Origin of the sequence: Companilactobacillus nodensis DSM 19682 = JCM 14932 = NBRC 107160, assembly GCF_000615905.1 — a bacterium.
Lineage (GTDB): Bacteria > Bacillota > Bacilli > Lactobacillales > Lactobacillaceae > Companilactobacillus > Companilactobacillus nodensis.
Window position 1 is genome coordinate 112,549 of record NZ_BAMN01000005.1, and the last position, 17,401, is coordinate 129,949.

At 35.8% G+C, this 17,401-nt stretch carries 11 protein-coding genes and 2 pseudogenes; 5 read left to right on the forward strand and 8 right to left on the reverse strand.

Features of this window, described 5'->3' with window-relative positions:
• Window positions 1–33 precede the first annotated feature (33 nt).
• From JCM14932_RS05250 to JCM14932_RS16270, 3 genes and pseudogenes are all read right to left on the reverse strand, one after another.
• The gene (locus JCM14932_RS05250) at window positions 34–1,317 is read right to left on the reverse strand and encodes an MFS transporter (RefSeq protein ID WP_025023962.1); all 1,284 of its coding nucleotides are present in this window, start codon (window positions 1,315–1,317) and stop codon (window positions 34–36) included.
• Window positions 1,310–2,173, reverse strand: coding sequence for an oxamate carbamoyltransferase subunit AllH family protein (locus JCM14932_RS05255; protein WP_025023963.1), 864 nt, complete (start codon window positions 2,171–2,173; stop codon window positions 1,310–1,312). Before JCM14932_RS05255 ends, JCM14932_RS05250 begins: the two co-directional genes overlap by 8 nt.
• Window positions 2,142–5,179 (reverse strand): annotated as a pseudogene (locus JCM14932_RS16270) (bifunctional FdrA/YlbE family protein). Before JCM14932_RS16270 ends, JCM14932_RS05255 begins: the two are co-directional and overlap by 32 nt.
• A gap of 170 nt (window positions 5,180–5,349) precedes the next feature.
• On the opposite strand from JCM14932_RS16270, the gene JCM14932_RS05270 reads away from it, so the two are divergent.
• Complete coding sequence (locus tag JCM14932_RS05270; RefSeq protein ID WP_025023964.1) at window positions 5,350–6,885, forward strand: PucR family transcriptional regulator; 1,536 nt, start codon at window positions 5,350–5,352, stop codon at window positions 6,883–6,885.
• Window positions 6,886–6,970: 85 nt separating this feature from the next.
• A complete protein-coding gene (locus JCM14932_RS05275) occupies window positions 6,971–7,792 on the forward strand; it encodes an alpha/beta hydrolase (RefSeq protein ID WP_025023965.1) in 822 nt (273 codons plus the stop codon).
• 48 nt (window positions 7,793–7,840) lie between these two features.
• On the opposite strand, the gene JCM14932_RS16750 is transcribed toward JCM14932_RS05275, so the two are convergent.
• Together JCM14932_RS16750 and JCM14932_RS16755 are read right to left on the reverse strand one after the other, a co-directional pair.
• Window positions 7,841–8,632 (reverse strand): FAD-dependent oxidoreductase, encoded by a 792-nt coding sequence (locus tag JCM14932_RS16750; RefSeq protein ID WP_202898503.1) that lies wholly within the window; start codon window positions 8,630–8,632, stop codon window positions 7,841–7,843.
• 47 nt (window positions 8,633–8,679) lie between these two features.
• Window positions 8,680–9,750: an NADH:flavin oxidoreductase gene (locus tag JCM14932_RS16755; RefSeq protein ID WP_202898504.1), complete on the reverse strand. Its 1,071-nt coding sequence runs from the start codon at window positions 9,748–9,750 to the stop codon at window positions 8,680–8,682.
• A gap of 137 nt (window positions 9,751–9,887) precedes the next feature.
• On the opposite strand from JCM14932_RS16755, the gene JCM14932_RS05285 reads away from it, so the two are divergent.
• Window positions 9,888–10,490: a TetR/AcrR family transcriptional regulator gene (locus tag JCM14932_RS05285; protein WP_025023966.1), complete on the forward strand. Its 603-nt coding sequence runs from the start codon at window positions 9,888–9,890 to the stop codon at window positions 10,488–10,490.
• Window positions 10,491–10,534: 44 nt separating this feature from the next.
• Here the strand turns inward: JCM14932_RS05285 and JCM14932_RS05290 are convergent, their stop codons facing one another.
• From JCM14932_RS05290 to JCM14932_RS05300, 3 genes are all read right to left on the reverse strand, one after another.
• Entirely contained in the window at window positions 10,535–11,689 is a 1,155-nt protein-coding gene (locus JCM14932_RS05290; RefSeq protein ID WP_025023967.1) for a M20 metallopeptidase family protein, read from the reverse strand.
• A 24-nt stretch (window positions 11,690–11,713) separates the two neighbouring features.
• Window positions 11,714–12,319, reverse strand: a complete 606-nt coding sequence (locus JCM14932_RS05295; protein ID WP_025023968.1) for a pentapeptide repeat-containing protein — start codon at window positions 12,317–12,319, stop codon at window positions 11,714–11,716.
• 99 nt (window positions 12,320–12,418) lie between these two features.
• Complete coding sequence (locus tag JCM14932_RS05300; protein ID WP_025023969.1) at window positions 12,419–14,404, reverse strand: PTS sugar transporter subunit IIABC; 1,986 nt, start codon at window positions 14,402–14,404, stop codon at window positions 12,419–12,421.
• 644 nt (window positions 14,405–15,048) lie between these two features.
• Here JCM14932_RS05300 and JCM14932_RS14625 point away from each other — a divergent pair.
• Together JCM14932_RS14625 and JCM14932_RS17615 are read left to right on the forward strand one after the other, a co-directional pair.
• A pseudogene (locus JCM14932_RS14625) lies at window positions 15,049–17,057 on the forward strand (glycoside hydrolase family 65 protein); the annotation flags it as partial.
• Window positions 17,058–17,102: 45 nt separating this feature from the next.
• On the forward strand, window positions 17,103–17,357 hold the full coding sequence (locus tag JCM14932_RS17615; protein ID WP_369342710.1) for a glycosyl hydrolase family 65 domain-containing protein: 255 nt from the start codon (window positions 17,103–17,105) through the stop codon (window positions 17,355–17,357).
• Window positions 17,358–17,401 lie beyond the last annotated feature (44 nt).

Consider the following 17,401-nt stretch of genomic DNA (forward strand, 5'->3'; position numbering starts at 1 on the left):
ACTCACTCCAAAGTATGATAGGTGTTTTAAATATTATGCTGCATTCACATTATTCTTATCGCTTGTAAATCCAAATAGAATCATTCCAATAAGCAATAGTACAGCCGCTAAATAAAAACCAATCTTCATTGAACCAAAGCTATCTGAAATCCAACCTGTAACGTATGGTGCAAGAATCGAACCAGACATGCCAATAAAGTTATATGCACTCAAAGCTGTAGAAAGTGATGACTTTGGAGCATTCTTTGTAACAAAAGCAACTAGAATAGGATCGATTGCTAACTTACCTGTGAGTCCATAAACAATAAGAACTAGAATTAGTAAAGTCTTATTTGTAACAAAGGCAATCCCAAATACTGAGATTAATGATAATGGGACCAAGAAGAACATTAATGCTTTTGTTTTCTTTGTTTTGTCATAAATATGTGCAAATAATATTGCACCAGGAATTGATGCCCAAGGAACTAACGAAGCTATGAAACCAACGCTTGTACCTTTAAAGCCTCTTTCAACTTGAAGAAATTGTGGCAACCAAGTAATAATAACGAAATTGGCATAAATAGAACAGAAACACATAATGTAAGCAAAAACTAAATTACGATTTTTAAATAATGAACCAACACTAACCTTTTCAGTTGGAACCTCAACTTCTTCTTTTTTCTCTTTGTCTTTACCCTGATCTTCAGGCCTAATAACCCGCTCTTTCAAGATGAAGTAGAATAGTATACCTACAATTACAGTGGGTATGGACATAATATAAAATGGTGTTTGCCAAGGCATTCCATTTTGAAGTACTAGTGTACTTGAAAGTAGATATCCACCTGATGTACCAAAAGCCATACCACTATTAATAATAGCTGTACCCAATGTAAGATCTTTCGTGGGAATTGCTTCTGTTGACAGTGCGTACTGTGGTCCGTAGTACGATCCTTGTCCAATACCTGCAATAGCTCTAACGATTAGAAATACGATAAATCCTGTCACAATGCCACTTACAAATGTCATTATTCCAAATACAATAAACCCAATCATAATAACCAAACGTCTACCAAATTTATCACCCAGCATACCGAAAGGAATTTGAGTAATAGCATATGTTAAGAAGAAAATACTATTCACAATTCCAAGTTGAGTATTACTGATATGAAACTGTGCTGCTAATTGTGTTTGTACCGGGTTAAGAATTGTTCTATCAGCGTACATTAAAATCCAGCCAAAGAAACAGAGTGCCACTACTTTCCACCAATACTTCTGTGAAACATTCATTGCTTTATAACGATCTGTAAAACTCAATGTTTTTGTTGCCCCACTATCCATTATTGCTCCCTCCAATTATTTCATTAATTGCCAAACTAACTCCAAACAGGGTATCTGCGCCTGATGTATGCCCCATCTGTAAGACTTCCTGCATCGTACAAATTATTGTTGACTTATTACTATTCATATTCAACATCAATTCTTTTAAATCCTTGCTTATATACCCATGCTTGACGGCATCAATATACGCACTACTTACCTTAGTGGTACCTAATTCAGAAAATTCACTTAATATATTCATCCATCTTTCTGCAAGTGGATAACCGCTGCCAACCAACATTGACGAAAATCCTACGAGCATGTCATCTCCACTGGGGGTTAGCCCTTTTCCTCTGCCTAACATATATTTGATCAAATCATATAATTCTGAATCATGCTTCTGATTAATCCTGCTAAATATTGGCATAATATGACTAATTGAGTTATTATCCATACCAATCTTTTTACCCAAATCTAATTCTTTAAGAGAAGAATCAACCATTTTATATTGATTTACAGATAGATCCAATTTAGGAATACTAAGTTCAATTTCATTTAAATTCAAAAGATTTACTTCAAATATTTTATTTGAAGCGTAAATCTTTAAAATATCATTCTTCAAGATGACCAAGTCGTTCAACGTAATGTTATCTAAGATTTTACTTAGATATAATGAATTAATAGTTATTCCAAGAACCGATAATCCACCAGCATAATTGCCAACATGAAAATAGATATTCTCAAATTTAATATTGAAACTATGTCTAAAAATACTGTCAACAATCCCTGACTGCTCTTTCTCCACAAAAGAGCGAAGCATACTACTTCGCTCACCTGTTAATAAATTATGCTTCTGTGACAAATTCTTTTTCATCATCAACTAAGCCCATCTTCTTGCCATAGGCAACTAATGCCTTTTCGAAACAAGCAAGTGGAGCATGAACCGTACCGGCACCAACTTGACCGGTTCCAGCAATCTTACCGGCAATACCAGTATTAATAATAGGAGTAATACCAGTTTCAACTACCTTACAGATATCAATTCCAAGTGGAGTACCCTTAAAGTCCCAAGTAGGAATTGTAAAATTAGGATTATGTTCTGTACATATCTTCATCATTTCATTGGATACACGTTGAGCATCTTCGAATCCACCAGCACCAACAAATCTTGTGACGCCTGGTGCGGCGATCATTGACATACCACCAAATCCAACAGTTTCAGCAATAGCACTGTCACCAATATCCGGATTAGCATCATCTTGACTGAACCCTGTAAAGAACAGTCCTTCAGGAGTATTAACAGGGGCATTGAACCATTCATTACCCAATCCACTCACCTTAATACCAAAGTCAACACCATTTCTGGACATAGTCGTAACAATAGTTCCTTCTTCTTGAACACGTGCAGCATCAACAATTGATTTACCTGTTGCCATCATAATATTCAAGAAGAATTGATCTGTATCAGCTAAGAACTTGATAACTTGTTGCTTAACATCATCACTAATAGATAACTTAATAATCAGTGGAGCAACCTCTTTAAGGAATACTAGACTTGCGGCGATATTACGTTGGTGGAATTCATCACCCATAGTAATGGCCTTAGCATCATAACTGTAATATTTAATCCACCCTCCGTTTGCTTGATAGCTTTACTCAAAGTTGGTCCAAGGACGTCTCTCATCCAAATTAATCTATCAACAACTTCTTGTGAATATGCTCCGAAACGTAATACTTTACCGATACCCTCATTCAAAGTACAGAATGCTTGATTATTCTTTAAACGATTTTCGATCACCAGAACCGGCATATTAGCAGAAGTAATACCACCCATAGGTCCTACAGCGCGTACTGAATGGCAAGGCATGAATCTAACTTCACCAGAGTTTAATAATTCTTTAGCCTCATTTTCATCTTTTACCCAACCTTCAAATAAAGCGGCACCAATACATGAACCTTGCATAGGTTCAGTCATATCTTTAAATGCGATTGGAGGACCGGCATGCAATAATGTCTTATGATTATCGTCAGCCAATTCATTAATAACACTCTTAGCAGGTACGACATCTACCAAATATGGTTCTGATTTTTTAAATGAGTTCAAAATATCTTCATTTTGCTTCTTTAAACCATCCAACTGACGAACTTGCTTTAGAAGCTTAATCATCTTAGGATTTCCCCCAGCAACTGGTTTCCAATCAAACTGAACTGACTTACCATTGTATTTATTAATTGGTTCATTAAAACTTTCTACACCGACATTCACTACACGTGGCTTTGTATACAGTAAATCAAGAACAGATTCACTTGATTCAGGAATCTCATCATGTGGTTTTGTATAAGGAACAACTTTCTTATCAGGTTCGTCGATATCCATTCCTACTAGATTCAACCCATAACGAACTGTTTCGGCATTAGTATCACAAACTGTAACACCTGCATCCTCTAATATCTTATGTTGTTCATCATAATCTTGTGGATCTTCATTAGTACCAACAATAGTTGCAACAAACGCCAATTTACGTCCATCATCATGTGCTGTTTTAATAGCAGCTTTAATTGATGGTGCAAGTGCTGAAGCCATATCATCTGTTGTACCGTAGCCTAAAACATCATCTAGAAGAATTACTCCAGTTTTTTCATCATGTGACAATTTTTCAATTTGTTGAATTCTGATACTTGGATCAATCATTGGATGTGGACGACCTTGTGTATAGATATCATCACCCAAATCAATAACATCATATCCATCTGATTTAAGAACATAGCCATTGTCTGTAATAATCCCACCTAAATTCAATGACTCTGAGATTAGCATTCCAGCTTCATAAGCTAAAGTACCACCTGAATACAATCCTTTGATTTTCTTTCCTCTTAATTTTTCATCCACATTGGCAATTGGTGCAGCAGTGTAGTAATTCTTTTTTACTTCTTTGTTCAATGAAAGATCCATCGCAATTTTTGCTGTCTCTTCCAATGTATGAGCAAGATATACACCATCTTCGTGATGATCTGGTTTTTCACCTAAAAAGATAGCTACAACTGGCTTGTCAATATCATGCAATAGTTTAACAACCTCATCACGAACTTCTTTTGCTGGTGGCTTAGAAATAATACCTAACACTTCAGATGGATCATGATGTGCTAATCCAACTAATGCATCGATCATCGTACGTGCTCCAACCTTATCAGAAAGATCACGACCGCCTGTACCAATAGCGTGTATAACTCCGCCACCCATTCGTTCGATGGCAGCTGTTACTTCCTGAATACCAGTACCAGATGCACCGACCAGACTGATATTACCTGATCTAATTACATTCGCAAATGCCATTGGAACTCCACTAATAATTCCAGTCCCACAATCAGGTCCCATTACCAACAAACCTTTTTTATGAGCTTTATTTTTAAGTCTTGCCTCATCTTCAATAGATACATTATCACTGAAAACAAATGCATTAAGATTGTGATCCAAAGCATTATCAATTTCATCTGCAGCATAAACACCAGGAACTGAAATTAATGCTGTATTTGCATCTGGTAATTTGTCAATTGCCTCGTCCCATGATGTTGCATGTGATGATGCGTTTGATTTGCTAGATTTTTTATTTGAAAGATCATCAATAAATTTGTCAATTGCTTTAAGAACATCATCCATAATTGATTTATCATCAGTATCTAAAACAATCATCATGTCACTAGGTTTAGCTTCTTTAGCTTCATCTGTGAGTAACCCAGCGCTGTTAAAAATATCTTTATTAGCATCAGTACCCATCATTACTTGAACTTTGTTGACACCGTTCATTTTGCTAATTTCTGTTGTTAACAACATTAAATTGATAGAATCTTGATAACTATTATTCTTTAAAACTGTATATAACATTTATGTCACCCTTTCTCGTTCTTGATTACAGTTATAATAGTAAGCGCTATCATAAATAAATACATTTACCAAAAAAGTAAAAAGAATGTCAGCTTCTTTGTCCACTTTGGATAAAGAAACTGGCATTCTATGGTTTTATAATATATATACTGGATAAGGAGATATTCTATATGAACACTTCATTGGAGGAAATTTTAGGTTTAACTGCTTTATCTAAGGCGAAAATCATTGCTGGTAAAAAAGACATTCATAAAAATGTCAGTAATATAATGATCATGGAAGGACACGATGTTGAAAAATGGGTTAAACCTGGATATATAATTCTAACAAGTCTTTATGGATATAAAAATGAAAAAAAAGAAGAATTCATAAATTTATTCAAAAAATTGAATGAACTAAAATGTAGTGCTGTAATTGTTAAGCTCAATCGTGCCGTCAGTATGGTACCCGAAGAACTAATTCATACTTGTAATAAAATGGGACTTCCACTTATAACCATTGATGACAACATTGGTTATAAAGATATAATCTTACCTGTAATGCAACAATTGTTTGACCAAAACAATCGATTACTTAATCACTACAAAGATGTAAATCAAAAATATATTCAACTAGCTGCTTCAGGTGCAACCATCGAGAACTTGATACAACAACTTGACGTTATTATAAATAACCAAGTTGATATTGTCCCAGATCTAGAATCTATAAATTATGTTGTATCCAGCAGAACCTATTCATCAAAGGTACTCAGTGCAGGCAAATCTGAAGTGCTTAAATCCGATCAATTTCAAAACTACGATTATTATATGAGAGATATTACTCAATACGATCATTTACACCCTGACGTAAAACAAATACTCGTCAAATTGGACGGAAATGAAACTAATAAAGGTTACTTATGCATAACTGAAAGTAATCAAAAATTAAGTAGTGAAGATTATATTGCAATTGAAATTGCTGTTAATTTTATCAATCTAGAAATTCTAAAATCAAGTGCACTAAAAAACGCCAAAAAGGACTCCGTAAATGAACAATTTGACGAATTTCTTGCTGGAAATCTGCCACTTGATGGTATTCTACCTGAAATATTTGAGGAAAAAAATTTCCAGATGAACAAAGAATATCGCTCATTCTATTGTAAAATCATAAACTCTAACGATTCAGAAAAAAATCTATTAAACCAAAAAATTACTATTTCAAGCCTCGAAAACCGATGCAAGATCTATTGGCCAAGAATTGTTTACCGCAGCTGGATAGACCAAATATATATTCTCGTAGAGAGTGATGATTCAATAATAGAGTTCAAGAAAAAATTGAACACAATCGTTAGCTATATTCAAAAAAATTCTAAAAGCAAATTAACCATTCAAATTTCAATTGGAAATAGAGAGACACTACAATTCATCCCTGATATATCAAAAAAATGCCTATCCAATTTACAAATAGAGTCAAAATTAGAGAATAAGGACTTTATTATTTCCGAAGATGACTTAGGAATACTTCAACTTTTACCATTTCCAATCAACAAAACAGAAATAATTAATTTATTACCTGATGAACTAATATACATGTATAAAAAGGAACCTGAACTAATTGAAACATTAAATTCATATATAAAAAATCAAACCAATATTACTCAAAGTGCAGAACACCTTTACATTCATCCTAAAACTATGAGATATAGATTAAAAAAAAATAAAGAATAAATATTCAATTGATTTAGATAATCCTAATAACATCATGAATATGGGAATAAATATAAAACTATTAAAATTATTATAGGAGAAAAAAATGAAACAATTTATCATTAATCCAGATCAAAAAATTAATTTTTACAAATCTTCAAGTAATCGAAAAAATCAGACAATAATATACATTCACGGCGGAGGATTATTATACGGTAATTTGGAAGATTTACCGAACGAATACATAGGTTTATTCTTAAAATCTGGATATGATTTTTTAACAATTGATTACTTATTAGCACCTGAATCTAAGTTAACAGAAATCAGAAAAAGTGTATACGATGCATTTACTTGGTTTAAAAATAATTATTCATCTAAATTAAGACTCGAAAGCAATGAATACATTTTGTTTGGAAGATCTGCAGGAGCATACTTATGCTATCAACTTATGGCTCAACTCATAATGGAAAAATCAAAGTTACCAAATAGAATGCTCGACTTCTATGGATTCATTGATTTAAATTCATCTAAACTAAAAAAACTAAGCGACTATTACAAACAATATCCGGTTCCATCAGACGACGTTATTAATTCGATGATTATGAAAAAAAGGATATACGAGGGAGACATACACACTAGGTTCTTATTATATGTTGCAAGTAGACAAAAGGGACTATGGCAAAAATATTTAATTAATTCTGTCAACGATCAAATAAAACTATGTCTTGAACAAGTTCCACCAACGTATATTGTTCACTGTACTGAAGATTTTGATGTTCCCTTCTCAATTTCGTTGAATAAAAAATTCAAATTTAAAAATTCAAATTTAATTTCAATTAACAAAAAAATGCATGATTTTGATCGAGAAGTAACTGAAGAAAGTCTAACTGTTTACAATAATATGATTAATTGGCTACAAGAGAAATAAAAGTGTGTCAAGGTAATTATCACCTTGGCACACTTTTTGTTAAATAACTTATTCCATAACTCTTATTGCATGATATGCTTCATGAACAGCATCCATTATTTTTCTTGGAGATACAGCATCACCAACGACAGTTAGATCCACCTTATCTTCTAGAATTTCTTCAAGAGAATCATTTGACTTATAACCAGCTGCAACAACTGCGGTATCACAAGGAAGTTTCTTTTCAACTCCATTATCATCAATAACTACGGAATCCTTAGTTATTGCCTTAACTTTAACACCGGTATCAAGTTTTACTTGAGCATCTTTCAAATGATCTCGTAATGACAAATCGTTGTTCTTCGAATGCGATCCAGTCTGTAAAATATCATCTAACATTTCAACAACCGTTACATTTTTTGCACGAGAACTTAGATCAAGGGCTGTTTCACATCCAACTAAACCACCACCAATTACAACAACATCGTCACCTGGCTGTTTGCTTTGAACTAAATAATCCTCGGCCTGATTTGCATTATCAACTCCCTCAATCGGAGGAACCTTACTTGTAGCACCAGTGGCTAAAATAACCTTGTCAAAATTACCTGCAAGAACATTCTCAGAAGTAGCCGTCATGTTATAACGAACATTAACGTTTAAACGATTAATCTCACGTCTCAAGAATTTTACAAACTTCATGACATCCACCTTAAATGATGGATAACCAGCTACAAACATGTTTCCACCTAGCTGAGTGGTCTTTTCCCATAATTCGACTTCAAAGCCACGTCTTGCAGCTGTCAAAGCAGCTTCCATACCACCAGGTCCACCACCAATTACTAAAACACGCTTCTTACTCATTGCGGGAGTTAGCTGATAATCTTTCTCAGCATAACACAGTGGATTTACTATACAGTAATAATGTTTACCGCTAAATCCTCCAAGAAGGCACTCATTGCAACCAATACATGGCGTGATTTGATCAAAGTTTCCTGCTTTAACTTTATTAGCCAGTGTGGATCGGCCAGCATTTGATGTGCCAATGCAACATAATCAGCATCACCATCTTGAAGTACTTTTTCAGCATCCATAGGATCATTAAGCTTTCCTTGAGTAATGACCGGAATATTTACTGCAGCCTTAACCGCCTTTGCAGCAAATATTTGATGCATTGGTTTTTCATAAACTGTCGTAATTGCTTTGTACCAAACTTCATAGCAGCCAACATCTACATGCAGGTCGGAAACTCCCGCTTTCTCAAAAATCTTGGCCATTTCAACACCTTCATCAAGTTGACGACCACCCTTAATGCCATGGTAAGCGGTAAATTTCATTGATACTGGAAAATCAGCTCCACACTTCTCGTGAATTGCTGAAATGATTTCAGTTGAAAAGCGAAGTCTATTTTCCAAACTCCCACCATATTCATCTTTTCTCTTATTCCAGAGTGAGGAATGGAATTGATCCAGTAAATAACCACCATAACCATGTAATTCAACACCATCCGCACCGGCAGCTTGTGCTAGACTTGCTGAGTAAGCCATTCTCTCTGTCAAATAATGGATATCATCCACAGTTAACATACGACATTTCAAATTTGGAAACCAGAACGAACGAGCCTCATCACTAGCTGAATATGGAGGCGTATATGGATCTGCGTAAACCATACGTCCCAATCCAGGGGTTATTTGAACAAACACTTTAGTTCCATAATGATGGCATCGCTCAATCATAACGGCTAATTTTTCAACATTATGAAAGTCAGATAATTCATTCTCTGGGCGAGTTTCATACTTGGTACTGACAATATTAGCACCGGTAATAATTAATCCAACTCCACCTTTGGCACGTTCTTCAAAATAATTAATTGCATTGTCAGAATAACTACCATCAGCAGTAGGTTTAGTTCCCATCGGTGCCATGATAATTCTGTTTTTTAATTTAACATTTCCAATTTTACCTCGTTTGAATAAATCCAAAATAATCACCCTTTCGCTAGTTATATAGTTCACAATCTTTACTTAAGTAAAGATAACACCATTTTTATGAAAGCGCAACCACCAGTGTGCAAATTAATATATGATAAAATGTAGCTAATACCTCGGAGGTAAGGACTTTGGACACTAAAAAATTAATTTTAAAAAATGCCTACAAACTATTTCAAGAAAAGTCATATCAAGAAGTTAGTATTGATGACATTTGTAATGCTTGCAATTTAACAAAACCAGCTTTCTACTACCATTTCAAAGCAAAGTCTGATTTATTAATCCATTATTATGATCATGTCGTTGAAAAAATGACACTAAAAATCTCCAATAAAAATGATGATTATTGGAAGCAATTTATTGATTTATTTATTCAATTGATAGAATCCAGTGTTGCCATAGGCACGGATTTAGTACGTCAATTATTTATAACCAATTTAAAAATTGACAAGGGTTCTTTTGATTTTAACAAACAATTTGCATCAATGTGTGTAAATCTAATTTCCAAAGCACAATCCTCAAATCAAATAAGAAACAAACAAGATCCAAAAGAATTATTTATAGCATCATCTTTCCTATTTACAGGATATGAAGTATTTTGGGCAATAAAGAACGATGATAAAAATACTATTCAAAATGTTATTGCATCAATTGAAGTTATTTTTGATATACAACCAGAATTAAAAAAATTTGATAAATGTATTTTTAATTCTATTGTATTCCCAATTAAATAAAAGCTAAGTATTTGTAATTTAAACAAATACTTAGCTTTTTAATTTTACAAACTCAAAATATACCTGTGCAAAACAGCTACTGCCTTCCACAAAATACCTTCATCAATATCGAATCTACCATTATGCAGTGGATAAGTTTTTTCATTCTCAGATTCAGCTGTGAATACGAAGAAAACTCCCCTAGCATAATTGAAATAATCTGCGGCACTGTCACCAGACAAGTATTCACTTGAAACCAGTCTTGATTCATTACCAAATACTTCTTCTCCGGCACGTAAACCAATATCCACCAAACCCGCATCGCTAACAATTGGTGGTATCGGTGGATCTGTTATCTCAACTTCAATTTGAGCCTTGGTATCCTCCTGAATATCAGCAATTCCATCTAATAACAGTTTACGTAACTTTGCATAATCTGACACTTTGATTGCTCTAAGCGTTCCTTCGAGCAACGTTTCATCCGCAATAACATTTGAGGCACTACCACCATTAATCTTACCAATTCCTAATATAAAGGGTGAGTTGGACACATATTCACGTTTAATCTTATTCATCAAACTAAGAATCTGACCTACAACATCAATCGTATCAACGCCATCATCAGGCAAAGCCCAATGACTAGATACACCGGTTATTCTTATCTTTATAGCACCGATAGCAGCTGACGAAGCTCCTTTATTCAATTCCATCCCTAATGGGGCGTCATTAGCAAAATGCAGCATTGTAAAATAATCAACCTCAGGATCATTCATTACCCCACCGTCAATCATAATTTCAGTACCCTTACCATTTTCCTCAGCTGGTTGGAAAAATACTTTTACATTATTGTGCAACAATTCTCTGTTATCAACACACAGTTTAGCGGTAACCAAGACTGTTGCCATAATTGCATCATGACCACAAGCATGCATTACACCAGGGTTTTGAGATTTAAAGTCAAAGTCATTCTGTTCTTGAACCGCAATAGCATCCATCTCTGCACGCAAAGCAACCGTCTTACAGCTAGGATCATTAGCCCAAATCATCGCTACCAAACCATAATCACCAATTCTGGTGGTTTCTAGCCCCAAGTCATTCAAATAATCCTCAACAAATATCGAGGTTTCTTTTTCGTGCAAACTGAGTTCGGGATGGCTGTGCAATTGCCTTCTCAAACTAACTATTTCATTTTGAAATGCTTGATAATTTATTTTTGACAATATTTTTCTCCATTTCAAATGAATTTATTCAACTTTGATGCCAAATAATCCAATCAATATTGCAGCTTGATACTGATTAACAACTAATCCACGTGCTAACTCAGGACTAATAGTAATCGTCTCAAACTCCGATTCTTTGAAGTCAAAACCTTTTAGTCTGGTCTCACTGAAGTTAGCCTCAGTTAAAATTGACCCCGCAAATGAAATATTCTTCTTAACCTTCAAAGCTTGAAAGAAGCTTCCATTCAAATCACAGTTAATAAAACCAATTTTTTCAAAGCGACTCTCAGTAAAATTAGCATATGGCATCTTACAATCACGAAAATCAGTATTCTTGAAATAAGTATTATTAAAATCAGCACCTGACAGTTGCATACTACTTATTTTGCAGTTATACCAATTGCTCTGGCTAAAATCACTACCAGCCAATTGGCTGTGATGCCATTCAACATTGCCAAAACTAACACGACTGAAATCAGTCTGTTCAAAATCACAGTGGTCAAATGTTATATCGGTATAATTCATCGAATCACCGTATGATTTGAAATGGCAACCTTTATAATAGTAGCCATCTTCAATTTCATTCATATTCAAGGTTTGATCAATTATCGTTTCGATTGGTTCATTCATTTATGTTCACTCCAGTTGATATCAATATACTATTAATATACAGGTCTGTGACAAAATAAAAAAGCTTACATCCAAACAGATGTAAGCTTTTGATTTAATCTATCCTTTATTAACGGCAGGTTCACGACTACCTAATCTTACCTTACCAACTTCATGAACGTTCTCTTCCAAATCTTGTTCCTTGAATCCGAACAAGTAGGTACATGTGAACGATACAACGATGGCGGCAGCTGATGCAATCAAGTAACCTGTGAAGCTTCCATCAATTCCCTTAGGATTGATGAATGAGGCGAATCCGATAAGTGATCCAGCGAAGCCCCACATATCAACGTGCAATAAACCTGTCAATAATCCACCAACAGCACCACCAATGTTAGCTGTCCAGAAGATACGGCCATATTTCAAGTTAATACCATACATAGCGGGTTCGGTGATTCCTGAGAATGCCGAAATCGTAGCAGCACCGGCAATTTGTTTCATACTTATATTCTTCTTAGTCTTGAAGAACACTGCCATAACTGCAGCACCTTGAGCAACCATGGTAGCAGAGACAATTGCATTCAAAGCACTGTGTCCAGTTGTAGCAATTTGATTGGCAACCACCGGAATAACTGCCCAGTGTAATCCGAAAATAACCAAGCATTGATAAAATGCTCCAATGATCAATCCTGATAGAGCTGGACTAAACTTGAGCAACGCAACGATGCCCATTGCTAGATATGAACTCAATAATGTAATAACTGGTCCAACGATAACTAGAATAACAGCACTGACTATGAATACCTCTACTAAAGGACTAACGATCATTCTAACTGTTGCTGGAATGTGCTTCTTCAACCACGGTTCAACGATCGATGCTAGCCAAGCTGCAGCAATCATTGGGAAAATCGAGTAAGTATAGTTAGCTACGTGAATCGGAATACCAAAGAAATCAGCGTTCATGTTCATTTGAACTGAACTCGTCTTCGAAGCTAATTGTACTAACGTCGGATACGCTAGAACTCCACCGATAACTCCGACGATTATCTGATTAGAACCAAGTCGCTTAGCAGCAGTGAATCCAACCAATATTGGAAGGAAGTAGAACACTGAATCTCCCATTGCGTTAACGATCATATAAGTTGAACTAGTATCTGAGAGCCACTTGGCTGATACGATCAATGACAACAATCCTTTGAGAATACCGGCAGCAGCCAACAATCCGATAATTGGCATCATGCTGGCAGTGATAACACCGATCAAGGAACTGAAATAATATTTTGTCTTCGGCCAGACACCCTTTGGTGCTGGTTCTTTTTTAGCTTTGGCTTCATTATCATTTGTACCAATGCCAGGTCCCAGATGATCGACGACTGCATCAAATACATCTTCAACTGCTGGTCCAATAACTACTTGATATTGTCCACCAGCCTTAGCGACATCCAAAACTCCATTCAGATTCTTAATAATCTCATCATTAGCTTTGGATTCATCTTTCAAATAAAAACGTACACGCGTAATACAATGAATAACATTATCAACGTTACTTGGTCCGCCAACATTCTTAACAATGTCTTTGGCCAGTGCATCAAAATCGACTTTCTTCTTATTAGAAGTGTCGGGTATTTCTTTTTCACCCTTGGCAAAGGTACTGACGGTTGCGGCACTATCACCACCATCAACATTTCCAACATGAACATTTATCTCTTTGAGGACCGCTGCGGTATTAGTGATAACGACGATAACATCAGTCGTCTTTCCAGCATTCTTGACCATGGAAGTATCCATCGTCGCAAGTTGCTGACCAGCTTTGATCGTGTCACCTTCTTTGACAAATACGTCAAACGGTTCTCCATTCATCTCAACCGTATCGACTCCCATGTGAACTAATACCTCTAGTCCATCATCGGTATCGATTCCTATTGCATGTTTGGTACTAGCTACCAATACTATTTTTCCTGAAACTGGAGAAACAATACTGCTGTCACTAGGCACCACTCCAAACCCATCACCCATTGCCTTTTCAGAGAACATTGGATCGTGAACATCTTTGATCTTCACGAGAACTCCGCTGACTGGGGAGAGCATGTTTATAGTGTTTTTCATAGTAGGACACCCTCCTAGTTCTTATTTGTAAAAAACGGCAGATAAGTTGTAATCAAGAAGTTTTGTCTTATCCACCGTTTTCATTTACATGTATAAGATACTATATGTATGACATGTTTAAACATCATATTTGAATAATTATTTTTATGAAAACTGTACTATTTGTTTAAACAAATAAGAATATAATATCAATAAGATTATATGTGTTTAAACATGTACAAATATTTTATTGGAGGGTAATCATGACACCATTATATTTAACTGTCACTGATAAACATATTAAATATTCATATGAAGATCAAAATACTACCGCAACTATTCAGCAAGACTACAATATTAACCCTAAGCTTCCATTAACTGATAACTTCGTTAACTTCAAATCCAAACTACCCGAATATTTTGACGTGATCGTTATTCTCAACCCGATCGATGTTGAAATGAAAGATACTATCGTCAGTTGTAAGAATCAGCCGATCGATATTGGCCTGTACATGGAGAACTTATTTCACATCCCCACTGTCGGGATTCATCAAGTTGCCAAATTGGGATTGAAACAAGCAGCTTCCATCGAAGCTGAATATGCTGGTTGGCACTTAGACTACTACGGCTATGAAGATGGCAAAACTCAATATTCTCAAGAGGCAATGCAGACACTGGGCAATGGTTATTTTGGACTACGTGGTGCCTATGTTGAATCTAAGGCTGACAAGAACAACTACCCTGGTACTTACGTGGCTGGTGTCTATAATCAACTAACGACTAGTATTAATAGTAAGGATATTGTCAATGAGGACTTGGTGAACCTTCCAAATGCTCAATACATAACCTTTAGCATCGATGACACTGAAAAATTCAAACTCAATGGCGAGGAACTTGAAGATATCTACCGTTCACTCGATATGAGAACTGGCTTATTGACGACAACGATGTTGTTACAACTCAAAAATGGTAAACGACTCAAAGTCGTAAGTCGTAAAGTTGCCGACATGAAAAACTATCATAGTTATTCACTACAATATACTGTTCAACCACTCAACTTCTCTGGTGAAATGAAGATTCACACCGAGATCGATGGACAAGTCGTTAATGCTAATGTTGAACGTTATAAGAATCTTGATAACCATCATTTGATCACTGACAAGACTCTAAATGACGACAACACTGCTATCCTACTGGCACATACACGCCACTCAAAAATCAATATTGCCGTGGGCTCTAAGCTAGATTCACCTAACTTAAGCGAGTTGAATGTTCACACAGACAAAGCACACGATAAAGTTGCTCAATCAGTAACCTTCGAAGTCGTCGAAGGTAATTCTTATACGCTCGAAAAAACTGTCAGCGTCTATACATCACTAGAAACAAAAGGTGATCTCGTTGAAGCTGTCAAATCACATTCATACCACAAGACCTTCGCCGATGCCGTCAATAATTCGATGGAATGCTGGCAAGATATTTGGAGTAACGAATATCTAGAGATCGACGGCGATATTACCTCTCAAAAATTGTTACATCTCAATGCCTTTCATGCCACTGTTTCCGCACAACAAAATGTCAATCGAGATCTTGATGTTTCCGTTGGCGCCCGTGGATTGCATGGTGAGGCTTATCGTGGGCACGTCTTCTGGATGAACTATTTATTCTGCCATACTACAACCTTCACTATCCCGATTTAACTAAGTCACTGCTGATGTATCGTTACAATCGTCTCGGTGCTGCTAAGGAATATGCCAAGTCAACTGGCAATGAAGGAGCTATGTTTCCTTGGCAAAGTGGGATGACTGGAGACGAACAATCTCAAGTAATGCATTTAAATCCTATTACTAATCAATGGGACCCTGATAATTCTCGCAAGCAACGCCACGTTTCACTGTCAATTGCTTATAATATCTGGAATTATTACAGCATGACCAATGATGAAGACTTCATCCGTGACTATGGATTAGAGATGTTATTGAACATCACTAAGTTCTGGATCAGCATGACCACATATAATGAAGAGACTGGTAAATATTCTATTTCTAACGTCATGGGACCAGATGAATTTCACGAAGGTTACCCTGATAAGGAAGATAGTGGATTAACCAACAACGCATATACCAATATCATGACTAGCTGGGTCTTCAAAAAGGTTGAATACTTCTCAACTCATGAATCACAGGATATTCTGGATGATAATTACAAACGTGCTGATTTTTCGAAAGAAGATTTGAAATTAACTAAGAAAATCAGACATAACCTCGAACTTGAATTTAATAAAGATGAAATCCTTGCCCAATTCGACGGTTACTTCGACCTCAAGCCAATTGATTTCGACTATTATCGGCGTCAATATGGCGATATATCCAGAATGGACCGTATCCTCAAAGCTGAAGGAGACAATCCCGACGACTACCAAGTAGCCAAGCAAGCCGATTCACTGATGGCACTGTATGCTTTGAGAGAACCAACTTTTTTTCACATAATGTCTGATTTGGGTTATGAAATTCCAGATAAGCATGATTTCATAACGAAGAATATTGAGTACTATCTGAGTCGGACAACCCACGGATCTACCCTTTCAAGAATTGTTTATGCAATGTTGGCACTCAAGGTTAATAACAATGACCTTGCTTGGAAACTATTCTCACAAGCATTAACGTCTGATTACTACGACATTCAAGGGGGTACGACCGCTGAAGGAATTCACCTAGGTGTCATGGGTGCAACACTCAACGTCGTTACTTGCTTCTTCGCAGGTATTGACTATCGTGGACCAGAACTAGAAATCGATCCACACGTTCCCGATGCTTGGCAGAGTATCAAGTTCAACATGTCATTCAAGGGGACCCGTTTCTACTTTACTGTTACTCACGATCAAGTTCGTGTTATCCCTGATGATGATATCGTCGTCGTTTTCAAAGGTGACAAAGTGCAACTTGATGCCCACAAAGAAAAAATGTTAAATTATTAAAACAAATTTATTGAATAACCTCCACAAAAGTATATGATAGAATG